The 18,707-nt window shown below is 41.9% G+C and carries 12 protein-coding genes and 1 pseudogene; 6 read left to right on the top strand and 7 right to left on the bottom strand.

The window, feature by feature from the left end; translation table 11 throughout:
• Positions 1 to 38: 38 nt before the first annotated feature.
• A pseudogene (locus ID165_RS10100) lies at positions 39 to 849 on the bottom strand (KilA-N domain-containing protein).
• Positions 806 to 1,690: a PPK2 family polyphosphate kinase gene (locus ID165_RS10105; RefSeq protein WP_192350218.1), complete on the bottom strand. Its 885-nt coding sequence runs from the start codon at positions 1,688 to 1,690 to the stop codon at positions 806 to 808. Before ID165_RS10105 ends, ID165_RS10100 begins: the two are co-directional and overlap by 44 nt.
• Before the next feature lie 227 nt (positions 1,691 to 1,917).
• On the opposite strand from ID165_RS10105, the gene ID165_RS10110 reads away from it, so the two are divergent.
• From ID165_RS10110 to ID165_RS10120, 3 genes are all read left to right on the top strand, one after another.
• Positions 1,918 to 3,063, top strand: coding sequence for an acyltransferase family protein (locus ID165_RS10110; RefSeq protein WP_192350219.1), 1,146 nt, complete (start codon positions 1,918 to 1,920; stop codon positions 3,061 to 3,063).
• Between the two features lie 22 nt (positions 3,064 to 3,085).
• Positions 3,086 to 3,640: a DUF4287 domain-containing protein gene (locus ID165_RS10115; protein WP_192350220.1), complete on the top strand. Its 555-nt coding sequence runs from the start codon at positions 3,086 to 3,088 to the stop codon at positions 3,638 to 3,640.
• Between the two features lie 100 nt (positions 3,641 to 3,740).
• A complete protein-coding gene (locus tag ID165_RS10120) occupies positions 3,741 to 6,026 on the top strand; it encodes a DPP IV N-terminal domain-containing protein (protein WP_192350221.1) in 2,286 nt (761 codons plus the stop codon).
• 155 nt (positions 6,027 to 6,181) lie between these two features.
• Here ID165_RS10120 and ID165_RS10125 read toward each other — a convergent pair whose 3' ends face one another.
• The 3 genes from ID165_RS10125 to ID165_RS10135 all read right to left on the bottom strand — a co-directional run bounded on the left by ID165_RS10125 (position 6,182) and on the right by ID165_RS10135 (position 11,310).
• Positions 6,182 to 8,287 (bottom strand): plastocyanin/azurin family copper-binding protein, encoded by a 2,106-nt coding sequence (locus tag ID165_RS10125; protein ID WP_192350222.1) that lies wholly within the window; start codon positions 8,285 to 8,287, stop codon positions 6,182 to 6,184.
• Positions 8,288 to 8,302: 15 nt separating this feature from the next.
• Positions 8,303 to 10,123 (bottom strand): DUF1080 domain-containing protein, encoded by a 1,821-nt coding sequence (locus ID165_RS10130; RefSeq protein WP_192350223.1) that lies wholly within the window; start codon positions 10,121 to 10,123, stop codon positions 8,303 to 8,305.
• A gap of 287 nt (positions 10,124 to 10,410) precedes the next feature.
• Complete coding sequence (locus ID165_RS10135; RefSeq protein ID WP_192350224.1) at positions 10,411 to 11,310, bottom strand: DUF3078 domain-containing protein; 900 nt, start codon at positions 11,308 to 11,310, stop codon at positions 10,411 to 10,413.
• Positions 11,311 to 11,358: 48 nt separating this feature from the next.
• Between ID165_RS10135 and ID165_RS10140 the strand changes: the two genes are divergently transcribed.
• The 3 genes from ID165_RS10140 (at position 11,359) to ID165_RS10150 (ending at position 14,463) form a co-directional block, all read left to right on the top strand.
• Positions 11,359 to 11,634, top strand: coding sequence for a DUF202 domain-containing protein (locus tag ID165_RS10140; RefSeq protein WP_192350225.1), 276 nt, complete (start codon positions 11,359 to 11,361; stop codon positions 11,632 to 11,634).
• Positions 11,635 to 11,637: 3 nt separating this feature from the next.
• The gene (locus tag ID165_RS10145) at positions 11,638 to 13,419 is read left to right on the top strand and encodes an SLC13 family permease (RefSeq protein ID WP_192350226.1); all 1,782 of its coding nucleotides are present in this window, start codon (positions 11,638 to 11,640) and stop codon (positions 13,417 to 13,419) included.
• A gap of 156 nt (positions 13,420 to 13,575) precedes the next feature.
• Positions 13,576 to 14,463: a phosphatase gene (locus ID165_RS10150; RefSeq protein WP_192351424.1), complete on the top strand. Its 888-nt coding sequence runs from the start codon at positions 13,576 to 13,578 to the stop codon at positions 14,461 to 14,463.
• Positions 14,464 to 14,479: 16 nt separating this feature from the next.
• On the opposite strand, the gene ppk1 is transcribed toward ID165_RS10150, so the two are convergent.
• Together ppk1 and gyrB are read right to left on the bottom strand one after the other, a co-directional pair.
• Positions 14,480 to 16,603, bottom strand: coding sequence for a polyphosphate kinase 1 (gene ppk1 / locus ID165_RS10155; RefSeq protein ID WP_192350227.1), 2,124 nt, complete (start codon positions 16,601 to 16,603; stop codon positions 14,480 to 14,482).
• Positions 16,604 to 16,712: 109 nt separating this feature from the next.
• Positions 16,713 to 18,671, bottom strand: coding sequence for a DNA topoisomerase (ATP-hydrolyzing) subunit B (gene gyrB / locus ID165_RS10160; RefSeq protein WP_192350228.1), 1,959 nt, complete (start codon positions 18,669 to 18,671; stop codon positions 16,713 to 16,715).
• Between the last annotated feature and the right edge of the window lie 36 nt (positions 18,672 to 18,707).

Here is an 18,707-nt window from a genome sequence, read left to right on the forward strand (position 1 = left end):
GAAAGTTTCTTCTATAATTTCCTTAAAAATTTTTTTCATCATTTCAATTTTTTCATTGCCCTGCTTTCAACCAACGATTTCATTTGCGCAATGGCAACTTTGTTTAAATGAACAAGTCTTTCGCCTTGCAGTAAGCCTTGTTGAATAAGTAAGGCGTTAATACCTTCCATATTACTCAATACAACCAATTGTTCTAAATTGGTATAATCCCTGATATTTCCGCTTTTTTCAGGGTTGGCTTCCCAGCCATGTTGCGGCGGTAATGCCAAACAGAGCAACGTTCAATAAATCTGCTTCATTCGCATACACCAAGTTTGCCTGTTGTCGAGTAATTTCATTTGGAATCAGGTTTTCTTTGATTGCATCTGTATGAATACGATAATTTATTTTGGAAATGGTTCGCTGTAAGTTCCATTCCAATTGAAGGTGGTTACTTTCATCGGTTTTTAAGCGTTGAAATTCTTTTATCAGGTAAAACTTAAATTCTGTACTTAGCCAGGTAGCAAATTCAAAAGCAATATCCCGATGGGCAAAAGTGCCGCCATACCTGCCTGTTTTAGAAACAATACCAATGGCATTGGTTGTCTCAATCCGTCGTTTGGGTGTTAGGGAGAAGCTGTTTGAACCCGCCATATTTTTAATTCCATCGAATTCGATGGAATTAAAATTGGGGTTATTGAATTGCTCCCACAAGCCAATGAATTCAATGGTGCTGCGATTACGCATCCAATTTTGCAGGATGTAGTCGCTGCGCTCGGTATCCCTATGGCGGGCAATATCGGTAAGAGATATAAAATCTTCTTTATCAATTCTTTTCCTGGCTGAGAATCTCTTTATATAGTTCAATATTCTGCTTGACTTTGTCGTCCAATTCAGGTTCACGGATATCCTCGAGCTGCTGCATTTGTTCCAGGATTACTTTGGCCACCAGTATGCGGGCAGCTTCCTTATTGTCAGACGGAATTACATACCATGGTGCGTGTGCTTTGGAGGTTTTGTTTATCGCCTCCTCATAGTGCTTCTGATATTCTTCCCATTTTTCCCGTTCCTTTAGATCTCCGGGAGAAAACTTCCAATTATGTTTTGCTTTATTCAGTCTTCGGAGTAATCGCTGTCTTTGTTCCTCTTTGCCCAGATGCAAATAGAATTTTAAGATAATAGTACCATTTTCACTGATCTGCTTTTCGAAATTGTTGATCTGTTCAAAACGTTTTTCCCAGAACTCCTCTTTGATATCGTCTAGCGAATTGATTCCGGGTATATTTTCGCTCAGAATATAGGATGGATGTACCCTAGTCACCAGTACATTTTCGTAATGGGTTCTGTTGAAAACCCCGTATTTCCCCCGCTGGGGAAGGGCAATGATATGCCGCCAAAGGTAATCATGCTGTAGCTCAAGGGTAGATGGGGTCTTAAAACTGTGAACCACCACCCCTCGTGGATTGAATTCCTTGAAAACCTCCCGAATTAGACTGTCCTTGCCTGCAGTATCCATCCCCTGGAGACAAATTAGTACTGAATATTTATTATGGGCATACATAATATCCTGATGCTCACTAAGCTTCTCTCTCAATTTATTCAGTGCCTTCGCCTTCTTTTTTTCGGATGCTTCCAGATCTATCGAGGTAGGTAGGTCTTTGAGGGAAATTGCAGTAGTCACCTTAAAGTCACTTATTGAAATATTTTTCATGTGTTTATAATTTGTTTTTCAATGGCCACCCAGAATAGTCGGGGCAGGCTAGGGAATCTCGCTTATTTGGCATTTACGCCTCTGTAACACCTGAGTCATGCTCGATTTCATAAGTTTTGTGATTTTGAATAGATAAAAAGTGAAATTCCAAGTTTAGAACAAGATAATATTTTATCTTAACCGCACCGAAAAACCCATTCTTTTATCACTATTTCCCCAACCTTAAGATGGTTCCAAATTCTATTTCACCGGGTATAAGCAATAGATACCTAGCTCTGGATGTGCTTCGCGGCTTGACAGTAGCATTTATGATCGTAGTAAACACTGCAGGTGATTGGAGTAATTTGTTTGCTCCCTTAGCTCATGCAAAATGGCATGGCTTCACCCCCACTGATCTGGTATTTCCTACATTTTTATTCGTTGTCGGCAATGCCATGAGCTTCTCCATGAAAAAGCTTCAGCTTATGTCCGACAAAGAATTCTTTAAAAAAGTCGGAAAAAGAACAGTGCTGATATTTCTTATCGGATGGCTGCTCAATGCTTTTCCATTTTATGACATCTCAGAAACTGGAGCTTATAGTTTTATCGATCTAACTGAGGTTAGGCTATTTGGTGTATTGCAACGCATCGCACTATGTTACTTCTTCGCATCAATCATCCTCTTTTATGGAGGCATCAAATTAGGCTGGATTTTTAGTGGAATCGCCCTTTTCGGCTATTGGGCCATCATGTATTTCTTCGGTGATTCAGCCGATCCATATGGTCTTACAGGCAATGCTGCCATCAAATTGGACTTGGCACTCATAGGCCCGGAAAGAATGTACGGAGGTGAAGGGATCCCCTTTGATCCTGAAGGGATCTTAAGTACCCTGCCCGCCATCGTTAATGTAATCGCTGGCTATCTGGCAGGAAAAATGATACAAAAGTTGGGCAATACCCTAGAGACTGTCAAAAAACTGCTCGCCATTGGGCTAGCCCTGATCGTCGTGAGCTACGCTTGGGACATCTTATTCCCTATAAACAAAAAAATCTGGACAAGCTCTTACGTATTGCTCACTACAGGCATTGATTTGTTCTTAATCGCTTTACTGATTGCAGTGATTGAAATCAAAAACTGGAAAAATTGGACGTATTTTTCCGAGGTTTTCGGTAGAAATCCGTTAATCCTTTATGTGCTCTCAGGGCTGGTCATTAGAACCCTTTCTATGATCCCAATGGGAGAAACCACCTTACGGGGGTTCATTTATACCAATTTTTACACTAGTTGGCTGGCTCCAAAAATGGCATCCTTCCTATTTGCCTTCAGCTACATGCTTGTGATCTGGCTGATAGGACTTTGGATGGACAAAAGAAAAATCTATATTAAGGTGTAAGTAAAAAATCAATCAGAGCGCTATGGATCAAGCTACACAGACGATGATCGAGAATCTGGAAAAAAACACAGGTAAAAGTCTCGATGAATGGACTGCGATTGTCCTAAAAGAAAATCTGAAAAAACATGGGGAGATCCTGAAATTTCTAAAATCGGAACACGGTTTCACCCACGGATTTGCTAATCTTATTGCTCACAAAGCATTAAAATCGGATTCTGGATCCGTTGAGGATACTCATGAGCTGATCACCAAGCAATATCAAGGCAAGGAACATTTTTTGCCGATTTATGAAAAGCTGAGTACTGAAATCAAAGCTTTTGGATCAGATATGGAATTTGCCCCCAAGAATTCCTATGTAAGTGTGAGACGTAAAAAACAATTTGCGATGCTCATCCCTGCCACTAAAACCAGATACGAAATTGGTATTAATCTAAAAGGCCATCCTCCTGAAGGCATACTGGAAATTGACACGAAGACCAACGGCATGTGCAGCCACAAAATTCATTTGGCCGAGGCATCGGATCTGACTCCTGAAGTTATTTCTTGGTTAAAAAAAGCTTACGAAACTGCCGGATAAATGCTACCACTCACAAAATAGGATCATTATTGGTCAATTGTTGAAGTGTTTCTTTTGGTTTTTGAAGATATCTTGATTCCTCAATCCACATCTCCTTACTATGCCAAATTCGCATCTCTTCAATCCGTTGAAAAACACTTCTCTCCTTATTTTTATCCTGACTCTCTTTGGGCAAAATTCCTTTGGTCAAATTACAGAAAACACCTATCACGACGCTGAATATTTCCTAAGTAACAACATACAGCGGGAAGTGTATCATTTGGATGTAATTCCGAATTGGATGGAGGATAATAAAAGCTTCTGGCACCAAACCTATACCAAAGACGGTAAACGGTTTTTTCTCACTGTTATTGAAAAGGGAGAGACTAATGAGGCATTTGACCATGAAGCATTAGCCGGCTTACTTAGTGAAAAGAGTGGAGAGAAAATTGATCACGAAAACTTGCCTTTCAATCACATCAAAATTGAGGGGGACGGATCAATAGTGTTTGACTGGGAGAACAAAAGCTGGACGTACAGCAACGGAAATCTGGAATCAAAGAGAAAATCACCATATGCTAGAGACAGGTCTGTATCCATTTCCCCTGATGGCAACTGGAAGGCCTTTGTCAAAAACTTCAACCTTTTCGTAGAGAATTTGGAAACCGGTGAAGAAATGCAATTGAGCTATGACGGAGAGAAAGACTATGAGTACGCTTCATTTTGGGGTTGGTCAGATATGATTCTTGGCGAAAACGGTGAAAGGCCTGAGCACCTGAGCATCAACTGGTCACCCGACTCCAAACAAATCCAAACTCAGATAGTAGATCTACGCTTGGCCGGGAAAATGCTGCTATTGGACAATAGTCAGGATGATAAATTTCGCCCCCAACTGATGGGCTACTACCGGGGATCACCGGGAGACACCACGGTGGTAATGTACACCCCGGTACTATTTGAACTGGAGAGCAAAAAAGAAACAAAATTCCCGGGGCTTTCACTCCCACATTTTATCGGGATGAATCTAAGCTGGGATACTGAAAGCGAAAATCTCTACGGAACATACCTGCAAAGAGGATTCAAAAGTTTTGACCTTATAGAAATCAATGCTTCCACCAAAGAAATCCGAAAAGTCTATTCCGAATCCTCTCCCACACATGTCAATAACAACAATATATTCCGTAGACTGAAAAACGGACAGTTCATCCTAGGCACAGAGAAATCGGGATGGAATCAGCTCTATTTAATGGATTGGAAGAAGGGGACGTTAGTAAACCGGATCACCTCAGGAGATTATGTAGTGAAAAATATACTTTCGGTTGACGAAGAAAACAGCATCGTTTATTTCGAAGCTTCCGGTAAGGAAAGTGATGTGAATCCGTATTACTCCTTTGTATATAAAGTGAAGTTTGACGGCTCAGGACTTGAATTGTTAACTCCTGAAAACGCTTTCCATTCCATCAGTTACAGCAGCGGAAAGGACTATTTTGTAGATAACTATTCCACGGTGAATCAACCTACGGTCTCTGTGGTAAGAGAATTGAAAACGGGGAAAATTAAACATGAAATTTCTAAGGCTGATATTTCCAACCTACTCAAAAAAGGCTACCAATCCCCTAAGCAATTCACCGCAATGGCAAAAGATGGCAAAACCATTCTCTACGGGATCTACTATCTTCCTACAGACTTCAACTCCGAAAAAAAATACCCGATCATTGATTACACCTATTCCGGGCCTCATATAGACATCACTCCCAAAACATTCCGGGCAGCGCTAGTCGGCTTGCAGCAGCCTATGGCTGAGCTTGGATTTGTAGTGGTCACTGTGGACGGTTTGGGAACTTCAGGAAGAGGAAAAGCTTTCAACGACGTGTCCTATCGCAATCTGGGCGATGGCACGACAGACCATGTCCTTGCCATCAAAGAGCTTGCTGCGAAAAACAAATTTATGAATGTAGACAAAGTGGGAATATTTGGTCATTCAGCGGGAGGATATGATGCGGGAAGAGCGATGCTGCTACACCCGGATTTCTATAAGGTAGGTGTGGCTTCAGCAGGAGACCATGATCACAGAATGGAAAAAGCCTGGTGGCCTGAGATGTACATGGGTTATCCTGTTGGGGATTTCTACCATGAGCAGTCCAACGTCACCAATGCCTCAAATCTAAAAGGACACCTGCTGTTGGCACATGGAGGAATAGACGAAAACGTCAACCCATCGGCCACATTCAAGTTTGCAGAGGCATTGATCAATGCAGGAAAGGATTTTGATTTATTTATTTGGCCAAGCAGAAATCACAACTTTGGCAGAACAGACGGAGACTATTTTACCAAAAAGCGTTGGGACTATTTCATTGAGCACTTAATGGGCGAAAAGCCACTGAGGCACTATCAGATTCAGAAGTGAAGAAAAATTTCAAATTTGAGATCTTAAATTTGAAATTAAAAAAGCGCAGCTCTCTTGATCTGCGCTTTTTCATTTATGTGTATCAGCAAGCCCGAATTAGCCAAACTCTAAAAATGAGGCCGCTTCGGTCATCTGTCCTCGAGCTTCGGTCTATATTACTTTACCACTTTCAATATTCCCTGCATGGTATAGAAATGTCCCGGTACAGTACACACATAGGTATATTCTCCGGGCTCAGTCGGAGCAATAAAGTAAATGGTATTTGATTCACTCGGTTGTAGCAATTTGGTATGAACAAGAACCTTGGCCGTATTGGGAATATAATCCTTCTGCTGGCCTTCCAAACCTAATTTCATCGCCTGCTCTCCTACCTCTATCGCAGTTCCCGGCATTACGATGACTAAGTTGTGAAGCATATCATCTACATTTTGAAAGACTAATTTGACCTTGCTGCCTGCTTTTAACTGAACTTGGGCAGGATCAAACTTCAAGCCTGGTTTAGTCCCCATGTTGATCGTTACATCGGCTTTGCCGTTCCAGTCAGCTGGCATAGTTGTCACATGCTTACCCATTTTGGTAGTTGCAGGTTTATTTGCTGCGGCCTGCTTCTTTTCTGCCGCAGCCTGAGCTTTCGCTTCGGCATCTGCCTGTGCTTTTGCCACACTGTCAGCTGCAGCTTTCATCATCATTTCGTGATCATGTCGGGCTTTGAACGGAGCAGTATCCACTTTTTCTCCGGCTCCGAAATTATTCAACGTATAATAGCCTACATTATGTAAAAGCGGTTTTCCTTCAGTGGACTGTACTCCTTCTGCTTTGATCTCATGGATATAGCCCAGACGTAAATTATCAAGCACTAACCGCGCTTTCATACCGTCTTCAGAAACCACCACTCCAATTACCTTGCAGGATTCGTTGTTGATTACAGGACTTCCATAGGCAGCCTGATATTTGTAAGTAAATCCCGTCACTTGATAGGAAGAAGGATCTTCAGCCAATTCCTTATTCACAGGCTCTGTAAACTCGATCTCAAATCCATCAGGCTTAGACTTGATTGTCTTCATTTCAAAAGGGATCCTTCCTGTCCATACCAAGCGTTGCAAGCTGAACAATTCTTTGCCTGTAGAAGACCAACCGCGACTAGTCATTCCTACAAACATGGAAGCATCATTACCCCAGACCATTCTCAAAATACCTGAAGAAAACCCCTCTCTAAAAGGGAATACTACTCCTTGATAAACGCCGTCTATTTTCTCAAAATCAACCCGTGCAATATTACTTTGTCCTTGATCACCTACAAAAACCTGATTGGCAAAAGGACCAAATCCTCCTTCCGTATTATCATTCAAAAATCCCGAAGTAGAAATCCCCAAAATCCCATGTGGCAACCATATCGCAGGTGCTTTCAATCCGGGAACCCGCTTGGCCACATCATATAATGGCTCACCGGTGTTGGGGATATCTTCTTTGTTCAGTGACACAGGAGATCCCGGTAAATCTGACCACTCCAAACTCTCAGCATTTCCTACAAAGTCGCCTTTTTCAACATGGGTGATTCTACCGGATCCAACCCAATCACCTTGATTTTCGGTGTAGAAATAATCCCCTTCAGCATTCATTCCGTATCCCGCAGGAGAGCGCATACCAGCCGCAAAAGGAATCATTTCACCTTCCGGGGTAATTTCCAATGCCCATCCTCTCCAGGGAACTAAACTTACACCATGCCCAAGGCTATTGCTCCAGCCCACGTTAAGTGTCACGAGCATATTTCCGTTTGGAAGAAACGTAGGCCCATAAGAATATTCATGATAATTGCCCGACAGTGGCCAAGAGTAAATTTTCTCGTAGACATCAGCTTGTCCGTCGCCATCAGTATCACGTAAGCGAGTCAACTCACTTCTTTGTGTCACATAGATGTCACCGTCCTTATAGGCAAGTCCCAAAGGTTCGTGTAGGCCGGTGGCAAATTTCTTATAGACAGGTTTTTCACTCCCTGAAATATTCGGACTGGAAACTATCCATACTTCCCCTCTTCGGGTACATATAGCCAAACTACCGTCAGGCAAAGTAGCCATTCCTCCCACTTCCAAAATAACATCTTCGGGAACAGGCAAAGAAATCAATTTGTAAAAATCATCCTCAGTCTCAGGCACCATTATGGGTGCCTTATCTTGTGCTTTCAATTCAGCTTGTCCGATAAATAGGCAAGTCAAAGCAAAAGCAAATCCTCTTATACTCGTACGTTTCATTAGATTTTTCATGCTGCTTCCTATTTATTACCAAACAATTGAATAAGTAACTACACCCATTCTGTCTTTCCACTTAACGGGCAGAATCAGTTCTTTAGAACCATCCGGTGAATTTCTGACAATAGGAGATTCTTTCCCTTCCAATTCAATGTAGTAGGATTTGTCATCTATGGCATAAAGCCCGTTGGGCAGTTTATCGATGGTGGATCCCTGAGCTACCAAACAGTAGATTTGCAGAATGTCGCCATCAGTGGTTAGGTTAAGCGTATGAACCAATTTTTTCCCGGAATCCCGGGTATCAAAAGTCTCACGAATACCCACACCCTTCATTTCATAGTTTATGATTGGGACTCCGTCTTTTTTCAATTCATAGCCTTCGTAGGTGAAGCCATCAATTTTATCAGGCCATGCTGCATCTTTCGAGGCCAAGGCAGATAAACTAGGCTTACCGGTGAATTCAATCACATTTCCCATTGGCAACATCAGTTGAGTCTCTCCTCTACCATACCACATAGGAGTAGTTTCCACAAAATCCCCTCTCCACACACTCAACAACTCTCCACTATTCAGATCAATGGCATAATTAGCGCCACCGGGTTCACCCACAGCCATCGTATGTGTTCTCTTCTCCCCTTGATGCATGATAAATCCACGTTGCGTCTCTGCCTTATCCTTAACTTTCACAGCTATCTGACCTACCGGATCGTCAGCTCTAAGCGGAACATTAAGTGCTGTTTTAGCTATTCCTTTACCTTCAACAGTAAGTGTGATATCATTGCTCGGAGCATACCAGTGACCAAATGTTTTGAAATAATTCAATTTGATTTTATGTACACCTGAAGTCAACTGAACAGATCCGTTTGCTTTGCCTGTAACCCCGTCTACATATACTACTTCTTTTTCATCAATAAAAAGCTTTCCTGCTCCGTTTATACGCCCCGGAGGCGTGTCATCCGGCACCCAGGCTAGATTTAGGTTAAAGAAATATTCGCCGGCACTTGGCACGGTCAACGTTCCCTCTACAGTTCCGGAAAACTCATTTCTGGTGGCCGGAGCCAAATGAGCCAAGACATCAATTGCCATAGTTCCCTTTGGCTTAGCTTTCGCAAAATCATTGATTGTCTTGATGCTGTCATAATACGTGAGCTTCATATCCTTCAGCGTCACTTCTTCCGGGCCATAGGTTTTATATCGGATATTTCTTAGAGCTACTCCACCATGATCCCCCTGGATGACCAAAGGACCGGCAGCCTGCTCATCTTCAAAAAAGGCAGCTTGCGTAGGCCCGGTGACTTCTATATTTTTCTGAACCAGTACACCATTTTGGTGAACTGAAACAAACTTGGCGTTAGCCAGTTTATTTCCTTCAGAATCGAAGCGAGGCGCTCTAAACACAATTCTCAGCGATTGCCAAAGCCCAGGTGCTCTACTTACATTTACCAGAGGTGGGTGCCCTTCATATCCTTCCCTTCCTCTTTCTCTTCCTGCATCCCATCTTTGATAGATAGCACCTGCATCTGTGAAGGTCGGATTTTCTTTTGCCCAAGAATCAAACAGCTGAATTTCATACCTACCCTGAAGGTATATGCCCGAGTTACTTCCTTTAGGCATCATGAAATCAAGTTCCAACTCAATATCGCCATGCTCAAAAGAAGACTTGATAGCTTGATTGCCTTCCTTTGCCAAGGTGTTTAACAAAATACCGGTACCATTTGCGATTTTGGACTTCCCCCCATCTAGGTCGTAGAATACATCTTGGACTATTTGCCAATTGCTACCTGTAGGTTCAAATTCACTCAAACTCCGGAGTGGAAGCACTTCATAAGGAATTGGACTCTCCTGTGCCATAGTTGTCATCACCTGTATATAAAGGCAACAACAACACATAATTGTTTTAATATTCATTTTAGGTTAAATAGGTAATTGATACCAAAGGTAACTTTCTATGCATTTTAAAAAAATAGGATTTTTTCAAGTAAAAATTGATTACTATAATATATATACAATAAAAAAGCAGGAGAAAATCTCCTGCCCTTTATTTGAAAACTAAACCAACTATTATTTAACTACCACAATGAATTCAAAAATAATACTTTTAAAATCAAATCAAAATTCCAAATAAAAATTTGTTGCGATTATTTTTTTTCGGGGAAGTTACCCCGTTTAAATGCAATTCCCAATGCTAAACCTTGACTAAATTGGATTTTACTATCCTGATCCAAGTCATAGATCATAAGGCTAGTTAAGCTAACGTTCACTAAATTAGACACTTTCGCCGTCAACCCAAAGTCCAACCTATGGTCAATAGCATCAAAAGCGAAGGTTTCGTAATTTGCATACATTTGGTATCTAAGCATCAGGGACAGGTTTTCAGACAGTTTTTTGTTGTAATCCGCCATAAGACTAAATGCCAACCATTCCGTTCTCACGGTCTCTCCTATTTCTACTCCATAATTGTTGGGCACATTTAGGTATAGTTCTTTGTCAGCTACAAAAGTCCATCTAGGTGAGAAAGGAGATATTCGTAAGCTGAATTCATCATTTGGCTTGTATTCTACACCAAGAGATGTGGTAAGATAGGCTGGGTTTGCAAACTTGGAAATCAATACCCTTTCTGCATCTTCAGGAAACTCATAACCCGGCGCAAATTGTGAAAGAAAATTAAGGGCAAAGAAGTAGTTCCATTTGTCATTAATTTTATACCCCACTTTAGAATCCAGAAAAATACGGTCATTGGATTTACGCCCCTCTTCATCCTTATTTTTCACCACGCCATAAATAAAATCCACCGTATTATCCCAAGACCATTTGTCTTTGGCATAATTTGCACGGCCATTGAGATAGACTCCCAAAGCAATTGAATTTACACCACCGCCTTGCCAGTTTCCACTAAAGGCTGCCTGGTTTAGATTCAAACCACCTCCTATTTCTTTAAGCCAATAGCTTGTATCTTGAGGAGCTAAGACTCCTTCATCTTGGGCAAAAACTTGCCCATAAAACAAAATAAAGAGGAAAAGTGTAGTAATTCTTTTCATAATTAATAGATGTTGAATTATTTCAATATAAATAAATACAATGCAAATATGGAAAATGACTTGGAAAGAGAATTAATAATTCGTGATTATTTAGCAAGACAGCGGACGACATTGGCAAATTATAGGACTTTATTGTCCTTTATCCGCACCTCTCTTTATTTCCTAGTCTCCGGCACGGCTCTTTTTGAAGTGAAGGAACTGGATCATGTGAGAGACTTAGGGTACTTGGCATTTGGATTGAGTTTAATATTCCTTATCGTGGGCTTTTTGAGCTATTTTCGAATAAGGGAAAAGCTCAAGAAGGGAAATTATCTAAAAATGTAATCAATGACTTTTGAAATTGGTCTTGTCTTTTCAATTATAGGCGTTGCCGTTATTTTATTTTTTACCGAGAAATTCACCATAGACACTGTCTCTATTGGAGTGATGGTTGCATTTCTACTGACGGGAATTCTGGATGTGGAGGAAGGGCTATCCGGATTTTCCAATTCAGCTACTGTTACCGTGGCTGCGATGTTTGTGGTTTCAGCCGCCATCTTCAATACAGGACTTTTAGACAGCTTTACTCAAAAGCTAAGTTCTCAAGCAGGAAAAGGCCAAACACATCTCTTGCTCACCCTAATGCTGCTGGCGGGCTTTCTTTCCGCCTTTATAAGTGACACTGCGGTGGTTGCCTTGCTAATGCCGGCCGTAATACGACTTAACAAAACAGACAATATCCCACCATCCAAATTACTTATGCCGCTGTCTTTTGGTGCTTTGATGGGCGGGATTTGTACATTGCTGGGCACAAGCACCAATATCTTAGTCAGTGGGATAGCCGAGAAGGCCGGACTTCCATCATTTGGAGTGTTTGAAATGAGCTTGATGGGGTTGGTATTTTTTGCCACCGGGCTGATTTACATGCTTTCTATTGGAAAATGGCTTACTCCCAGTAGAAAAGCAAAATCAGAGCTGGGCGAAAGTATTCAACTCGGGACTTACCTTTCCGAATTGGTCATATTAAAGGAATATGACCAAATTAATGAACCGCTTTTCAAACAGAAAGTATTTGAAAAACTCGCTATCAAGCCATTACAGATTATTCGGGCAGACGGCAGAAAGGTGCGCGTATATCCCAATACAGCAATACAGGAAGGCGACATAATCCGCTTCAATTCCGACAAAGAAACCATAGAGAAAATAAAAACCATTTTCGGAATTGAGCTCAAGGCGGACTTAAAATGGCTCGAAGAAAATATCACTGATGAGGAAGAACGACTGTATGAAGCATTAGTCACGCCTAATTCTTTTCTCATCAACAAGAGCATTAAAACACTTAATTTCAAAAAACTATACAATCAAGTCTTAGTCATTGGGATTAGGCATAGATCAGACCTGCTCAATTCCCTGCTCTCCAGAACTGCCTTACATGCCGGGGACATCTTGCTCCTACGGGCCACTGAGGAATCCATCCAAGCCATAGAAAATAGTGATGGTCTACTGCTTCTTTCAGAAACAAAAAACCACCCGCTAAACAAGGCTAAAACTATAATGACCTTAGTCATACTGGCTTTGATCATCGGGTTGGCATCCTTCGAAGTATTTCCTATTGTAGTCACGGCTGTTGCCGGAGCCATTACCTTGATCATGCTGGGCTCATTAAGTACCGAGCAAGCTTATAAAGCTATTGATTGGAAAGTAATCCTGATGCTAGCCGGTGTTTTATCCATGGGTTTGGCACTGGAGAAAACCGGTGGCTCCCAGCTAATAGGTACCTCAATAGTAGCCTCTGTCGGGCATTATGGCCCCCGGGTGGTTATGAGTGCATTATTTGTCCTGACTTTTACCATGACAAACGTGATGTCAAATAATGCTACGGCTGCTCTGCTGGCTCCTATAGCTATCAGTATAGCTGCAGCTCTGGAGGTAGACTCCAGACCTATGCTTATGGCTGTTACTTTTGCTGCAAGCTTGAGCTTTATGACTCCTATGGGCTACCAGACCAACACCATGATCTATACGCCTGGAAATTATAGATTTCGTGATTATCTAAAAGTGGGAACTCCATTGAATATACTTCTTTGGATAGTAGCGACTTTGTGCATCCCTTACTTTTTCCCCTTCTAGCACTGGGAAAAGTATCATTTCACCCACAAAAAAGCATAAGGTTAGTACTTTAGCAATAATGTCCTATTCTGTATCATTGGGAATGCACGCAGTGACACAGAAAAAAGAAGTAAATTTGACGGATAAAATTCATTTCCCAACTATTCCCATGTGCATTTGAAATTAGCAGCAGTAGATATTGGCTCCAATGCCATCAGAATGCAAATCACCAGCGTGACCCAGTACGAAGGAAACATCAACTTTAAAAAACTGGAGTACCTTCGTTTTCCACTTCGCTTGGGGTTGGATGTATTTCATAATCAAAAGATCTCAGAGGTTAACCGAAGAAAGTTCGTCAAACTGATGAGGGCTTTCAAGATACTCATCGATCTTTATGAAGTTGATGATTATATGGCCTGTGCTACTTCAGCGATGCGTGAGAGCGTGAATGGAAAGGAAATAGTCCTTGAGGTAAAAGAAGAGATTGGACTGAAAATCAATATAATCGACGGAAATAAAGAAGCTGAGCTAATCAACAAATCCCTAAACAAGTTTTTCGATGAAAAAACCTACTTGCATATTGATGTGGGAGGTGGCAGCACTGAACTGAATATTTATAAGAACCGGGAGAAAATAGCATCTAAGTCATTTCAGATCGGTTCCGTCAGGGCCCTCCAAGACCAAGTAGCTATCCCAGTATGGAATTCTATGGAAAACTTTGTGCGTAAATATTTAGAAAACTCACCTTCAGTTACTGCTATTGGAACAGGCGGAAATATCAATAAGATTTTTGAGCTATCTCTTCCGCGTAAAAACAAACGCTACCTGGACTTTGGGAAAATCGAGGAAGTTTTAAGTCGCTTAGAGACACTCACTTTTGAAGAACGGGTGAACAAGCTAAACTTAAACCATGACCGTGCCGATGTCATCATCCCTGCCGGAAAAATCTATCAGCGTGTGATGCTGGCCGCAAAATCAAAAAAAATGATCGTTCCTGATTTAGGTTTGAAAGATGGAATAATACAGGTTCTATATGAACGAAATATATCTAAAAAGCCCCTTTAGTCGGGGCTTTTTTGTATCAATCCACAAGCTTAACCTGCATCACATTTTCAGCATTTAAACTAAAGAACTCCCGATGCACGTTGAATTCAGGCTCATCTCCTACAGGATGCTTGGCAACGTACGTACCGTCCTCCTGCATCACGTAAGCGTTTACATTGTCCTTTAAGTTATAGGCCAGGATGTTCATCAGTTGTTTTTCAAGCAATGTAGATTCCACCTTGAACAGCGCTTCTAACCTTTTATCAAAACTCCTTACCATCATATCTGCACTTCCTGCATAGGTCTTGGTATCTCCATTGTTGTGGAAATAGTAGATTCTGGAATGCTCCAAGAAATCTCCCACTATAGACAGTACTTCTATGTTTTCACTCAATCCCACTCTTCCCGGACGCAAGCAGCAGATGCCACGGACAATCAGCTTGATTGTCACACCTGACTGAGAAGCACGGTATAGGGCATAAATAATCTCGGAGTCTTCCAAAGAGTTCACTTTAATGAATACCCCGCTAGGCAGTCCATTTCTGGCATTTTCCGCCTCTTTCTCAATATACTCGATCAACTGATTCCGCATATCCCTGGGTGCTGTGATCAGATTTTTATATTGTGAAGGCATGGAGTGCCCTGTAATTACATTGAAAAACTCCGATACGTCATTGGCCAATATCTCATTGGTAGTCATCAAGCCTATATCTGTATAGAGTCTGGCTGTGTCTTCATTGTAATTTCCGGATCCCAAGTGAACATATCTCGTGATTTCGCCTCCATCCCTCCTTACTATCAAAAGTAGTTTAGTGTGGGTTTTCAGGTGGGATATCCCGTAAATCACAAAGCAGCCGGCTTTCTGTAGTTTCTTGGCTTCCCTGATGTTATTCTCCTCATCAAACCTTGCTTTGACCTCAAAAAGTACCGAAACATGTTTCCCGTTTTCGGCAGCTTTAAGTAGAGCTTTCGTAATTCTGCTATCTTTTGCAAGTCTATAAATAGTCATTTTGATAGCCATCACGTCAGGATCCTCAGCTGCTTTCTCTACTAAATCCAAGATTGAATCAATGTTATTGTAGGGATGATGAAGCAGTATATCCTTTTCCTTCAACACATCAAAAATATCAGCAATTCCTTCGTCTTGATAAGACAGCGGTTTCACAGGATCAGGGATTTGAGGCAATCGCTCCCGGAATTTCTTGTTCCCCACTACCTGCCACAGTCCTGTAAAATCTATCAAACTGGATCTTTTGATCAGAAACACAGAATCCATCTTCAAATTCCATCTTTCCAAAAGTGAATTCAGCATCCACTTACTGTAGCCTTCTTCTATTTCTATTTTTACTACACGTCCACTCTTTCTTTCCATCAACTTACGCTTCACTTCTTCCAAGAAATTAGCGTCCATATCTTCACTTTCTTCCAAAGTAAAATCACCGTTTCGGGTAATTCTAAAAAGACTAATTCCCTCGATTTTTACATTTCTGAAAAGGGAAACTATATTTTCACGGATGACCTCTTCGATGGGAACAAGCAAAAGGGAATCCTCACGTTCGATTTCAAAAAAGCGGGGAATATTAGCCGGAATTTGAACAAAGCTCATCTTACGCATATCCTGTCGGTCTCCGGGACTGGTAGTCACCACCCCGAACACAGACAGCTTGTTCATCAGAATCGGAAATGTACGATAGCCATCATACACCATCGGAGTAAGCATAGGATAGATTGCCTTCACAAAATAATCATGGACTTTTTCCTGCTCTTTCCCGGTGAGCTTGGACAGATTACAAAGCACTACTCCCTGCTCCTGAAGCTCGGGCATGATTACTTGAGTGAAATGTTCGTGCTGAGCAATATGAAACAGGTGGCTTTCATTCATCAGCTTTGCCTTGAAAGGCTCTTCCCGTAATCCTGAGTAATCAACCCGCTCCTTGTCGTAATCCAGGTAGTTGTACAACGAGCCCACCCGGATCATAAAAAATTCATCCAGATTAGATGCGGTGATCGCAAGAAATTTCAACTTTTCAAAAACGTTGCGGTGGGATTTCTTGGACTGATCCAAGACGCGCTCGTTAAATTTCAGCCAACTTAAATCCCTGCTTACCAGATCACTCTGCTGTATAATCGAATCGTATTTTTCAACAACTGCCAGTTTCATTGCGTTCAAAGTTAATATTAAGAAAGCAAGTTAAGTTTTGCTTTCTTATTTTGAGTTTACCATTATGTTATCTATCAAAAAAAGGGGCTGAAAAGCCCCTTTTGAATGATCAGGTATCGATTTTTGCGTATTTCGCATTTTTCTCGATAAAATCTCTTCTTGGGGCAACTTCATCTCCCATCAGCACGCTGAAGAGATGATCTGCTTCTGCTGCTGATTCAATATTTACCTGTTTTATCGTACGCACATTCGGATCCATGGTGGTAGTCCATAGCTGCTCAGGGTTCATCTCACCGAGACCTTTGTATCGTTGTATGCCTACGCTATCTTCTCTGCCATCCTTAGCCATTTCAGCAGTCAGGATTTTGCGTTCCTCCTCAGTCCAGCAATACCTCTCGTCTTTGCCTCTTTTCAATAAATACAAAGGAGGTAAGGCAATGTATACATAGCCATTTTCAATCAATGTCCTCATATACCTAAAGAACAAAGTAAGAATCAAGGTACGTATGTGAGAGCCATCAATATCAGCATCCGTCATGATGATGATTTTGTGATAGCGAAGTCCCGTAAGATCCAGTTCTTTATCATCATTCACTGTGCCGAATTTAACCCCAAGTGCAGTCAGAATGTTTTTAATCTCTTCGTTATCGTAGATTTTATGCTCATGCGCTTTCTCTACGTTTAGGATTTTACCTTTCAACGGCAAAATCGCCTGAAAATCACGATCTCTGCCCTGCTTGGCAGATCCACCTGCCGAGTCCCCTTCCACCAGGTACAATTCACAGATCGTAGGATCACTATTCGCACAATCTGCCAGCTTGCCTGGAAGGCCTCCTCCTCCAAGCACATTTTTACGCTGCACCATCTCACGCGCTTTTCTAGCGGCATGCCTAGCTTGTGCCGCCAAGATTACTTTGCCGACAATGATTTTAGCTTCCTTGGGATGCTCTTCCAACCATGTCTGCAAAGCCTCCGAAACGGCACTGTCCACAGCCCCTACTACATCCGAGTTGCCCAACTTGGTTTTTGTCTGGCCTTCAAATTGAGGTTCAGCTACTTTCACGGAAATAACAGCAGTAAGGCCTTCGCGGAAATCGTCTCCCGACACTTCCATCTTAAGCTTATCCAGCATACCGGACTTGTCCGCGTAAGATTTCAAAGTTCTTGTCAATGCTCTTCTAAATCCTGATACGTGGCTACCTCCTTCGTAGGTATTGATGGTATTCACATAGGAAACCACATTTTCAGAGTACGAACTGTTATAGTTCATCGCCACCTGTACAGGCACCCCATTCTTTTCCGTATCTATAGAAATCGGAGTATCGATGATCTTCTCACGGCTCACGTCAAGATATTGCACAAACTCTACCAATCCGCCTTCAGAGAAAAATTCGTCAGACTTCACAGACCCGTCATCCTCGGTTTCCCTCAGGTCAGTTAAGAAAATCCTAATCCCCGCATTCAAAAACGACATTTCACGAAGCCTGTTTGCTATCGTCTCATACTTGAATTCGGTAATGGCAAAAATGCTGTCATCCGGCTTGAAGTGTATGGTAGTCCCTCTACGATCGGTAGGCCCAATCTGCCTGGCAGGATATTGGGGCACGCCGATTTTAAATTCCTGCTCAGTGATCACCCCATTTCGGTAAACAGTAGCTTTCAGATCTGTAGAAAGGGCATTGACACAGGAGACACCCACACCGTGCAAACCTCCTGATACTTTGTAAGTATCCTTGTCAAATTTACCACCTGCGTGCAGCACTGTCAACACAACTTCCAAGGCTGACTTCTTCTCCTTGGTATGCATATCCGTAGGGATACCGCGCCCATTATCCTCCACTGTAATCGAATTATCTTCATTTACGGTGACCTTAATGGTATCGCAATACCCCGCAAGTGCCTCATCGATAGAGTTATCGACCACTTCCCAGATCAGATGATGGAGTCCTTTGATCCCAACGTCACCAATATACATAGCAGGTCTCTTACGAACCGCTTCAAGACCTTCTAATACCTGAATGTTTCCGGCACCGTATTCGGCTGGATTATTCGCTTTTTCTTCACTCATATGTTTTGGAGAAAACCCTCAAAATGGGTCTAAAAA

It is taken from the genome of Algoriphagus sp. Y33 (genome assembly GCF_014838715.1).
Lineage (GTDB): Bacteria > Bacteroidota > Bacteroidia > Cytophagales > Cyclobacteriaceae > Algoriphagus.